The following is a 2864-nucleotide window of genomic DNA, read 5'->3' as shown; positions in this document are numbered from 1 at the left end:
TTGTAGTAGTGATGAGTTAGGTGTGCCAATTATTTTAACAAAATGCAGAACAAATGTTTTCCTTGTAAAGAAATGCATGGTATAATATAAATATGGAAAATGTATATTTCTTACGAAAGAAAAATTACTTTCGTAGGTAGAGGAAATGGTATTCTTTACAGTATCATCTTGTCTAGTGCGCGAAGTATCGAAAACAGAAAGCAGGGACCTTTATGCAGATTGTATCCAGCTATGGAGTAGAAATTAAAAAAAGAATATACCGCTCCGCGCTACGCTGGATATTTTTCGGAAAGCAGTTTCCTATCTGATTCCGGTAGATATGAAGATAATAAAAAAATAGTCCCTCTTTATGCCACTTTTTGCATATAAATTTCTATAATAAAAAGTGTGATCAAGTTTTTTAAATGAAATTTTGATCACACTTTTTTATATAGAATTATTTTTCTTTTGCCTGAGCACAGCGGCTAAATCCCCATTCACTCACATACAACACAGCAGCTGCTGGAATTGCTGTCACGCACACAACAACCAGATTAAACAGCCACTTGAAATTTGTAATAAAATGCAGGCTCTGGGGAACGGTAATTTTATCATACAGAAAAGCCAGAATCTGCGGATCTCTTGTCAAGATAAAAGCCAGAAATGCAACTCCTGCTCCAAGCACAACTGCCATACCAAAGAGCATCCCCCAGACACTCCATTTTGTCTTAGAATCTATCATCATGCGTTACGTCCTCCTTGAATTTGATAGTTGTAGTGTAACGCAAAGATGTGTTTCTTTTGTGAAAAGAATAGGAAATATTTCTTAAACGGGGAAGTTAGGATTTTGTTTCACTTAACGAATCTTCTAATCGTTTTATAAACTCAAATATGGCTGTTCGGCATTTTTTTACAGCTTCTGCACATAAATCCAGATAAGATGTCATTGCCATATCGAAATTCCATTCTTTCGAATATTTTTTAAATACAATGAAGAATCATTTTTCCATTCATCTCCAACAATAAGCTTAATATCAGTTTCAACACTATAAGCAGATGATGATTACAGACTCTTCTATGTAGAAGGTAAAGTATACCTGGTAAATACCAAGGGTAAAGTACAGAAATCCAGCAAGAAGTACGATGTAGAGAACAAGGGCATCGATGCTGAGGTTTATGTAACAATCAACAAGAACAGCAAGTCTGTAGCTAGCGTTGGTAATGAAACTGCAGAGACTCTTATCAACAATATCAAGTTTGTAAATAACTACTCAAATACAAGCGATATCATGGAAGATACAAAGGTATCTGTACCGTTCATCCAGCTGTATGATGATAACCTGTATACCTATACAAAAGGAACAGGTTCTGTTACACCGACTTGGACTGCTAAGAACTAATTTTTGAAATTAATTTGAAGCAATAATAGAAGCTCCCTCTCCAAGGAAATTTCTTTGGAGAGGGAGTTTTTTGATCGTGCGCTCGGCAGCGCAAAAAAGGATCCCCGACATCTCAGATTGCTCTGAAATGTCGGGGATCCTTATATTACGTTAAGAATTACAACTTAATAACTGAGATTCACTCAATTATGGCTCCCAAACGAAACCATCTTCTCCGTTGAATCCACCCTCTCTAACAACAGTACCCGGAAGAGCTGTAGCTGTGGTTCCCTTGTTATCATCTGCATAGTACTCGTTAACAGTACCATCGTTTTTAACTTTTACGAAGCCTTCGCTGCCATCAAGTTCATATTTCTTAGAAGTAGATTTCTGAACTTTACCAGTTTTGTTTACAACATAGTATTTGCTGTTGTACTCATATACTGCATAGTCATCATCTGCTTCCAGTCTCTGACCATCCAGATACAGATAACCATCTTTAATGCCGTTCTGACCCTTACCTGTATCGTTGTTCTTAGTGCTGAAGTAGAATGTGAAGGTATCATCATTACTATCATCTGCAGTTACTTTACCAGTCTTCATATAACCATTGTCATCGAAGTAGTATGTATTGTTACCGATTCTCTGCAGACCTGTCTGCATCTTGCCCTGCTCATCGAAGCAGAAGTATTTACCGTTAACTTTGATTTTCTTTCTGTATACGATCTCTCCAGGCTTGGAAGTTTCCTGAGCATCAGCAGCGTCCCTGCTAGCTTTCTTAGCTTCGCCCTTCTTGAAGAAGTACCAGTCTGTATCGTTCTCGCTGTCAAGATCAGATGCACCGTCGATCTCATACCAGCCAGCTGCTCTGGAACCATCCTCAACTTCATTAGCGTAGATCATATCGCCTGCAGTTGCAGTAGCATTGATCTTATTGTTGTTGCTGTCTCTCTGATCATCCAGTACGAAGCCCGGTGTAGCAGTGCTTTCTTTGGTGTTGATCCACTCATACAGCATCTGACCATCTTCGTTGAAGTAGTAGTATTTACCATTGATTTTTTTCTTCTTGGTATTGTCTCTGTAGAGTTTACCATCATTCTGGAAGTAGTACCAGCCTTCGCTGTCACACAGAGAGCAGCTATCGGTATGAGACGGCATGGAATCGTTATCCTCGTCATCCTCGTTCGGCTCATCTAACCACAGCCACTGAGCATCGGTTCTCCAACCCTCATCTTCGCCGCCAAGGTAGTACCAATCATTAGCATTAGCTGCATACCAGCCATATCTCATCTCACCATCGGAGTTGAAGTAATATGTTTTGCCGTTGATTTTCTTCTTATCATCGGTAACTTTTTTACCTTTGTTGTTGAAGTAGTACCAGTGCTCACCGTCATCATCCGGATCTGCCTGATCTGCATCAGTGGTAGTCTTGATCCACTGGTTAACCAGCATAGCACCGTCGCCGCCTACGTAGTACTCATCGTCTACCCAAGCGTCTGTTTCCAT

At 39.5% G+C, this 2864-nt stretch carries 2 protein-coding genes; both read right to left on the bottom strand.

What is annotated here, in order from left to right:
• Positions 1-436: 436 nt before the first annotated feature.
• Positions 437-724 (bottom strand): hypothetical protein, encoded by a 288-nt coding sequence (locus tag DXB70_RS13855; RefSeq protein ID WP_118673487.1) that lies wholly within the window; start codon positions 722-724, stop codon positions 437-439.
• 841 nt (positions 725-1565) lie between these two features.
• On the bottom strand, positions 1566-2864 hold a 1299-nt coding region (locus tag DXB70_RS13850), incomplete at its 5' end, for a glucan-binding protein (RefSeq protein WP_118673486.1).

This window comes from Clostridium sp. OM05-5BH, assembly GCF_003481505.1.
GTDB lineage: Bacteria > Bacillota > Clostridia > Lachnospirales > Lachnospiraceae > Otoolea > Otoolea fessa.
The sequence above is the reverse complement of the archived record's forward strand: the minus strand, read 5'-3'. Positions and strand labels throughout refer to the sequence as shown.

Bases quoted from the DNA above. Each gene is read 5' to 3' on its own strand.
- DXB70_RS13855 (WP_118673487.1), bottom strand. From the start codon at position 724: ATGATGATAGATTCTAAGACAAAATGGAGTGTCTGGGGGATGCTCTTT.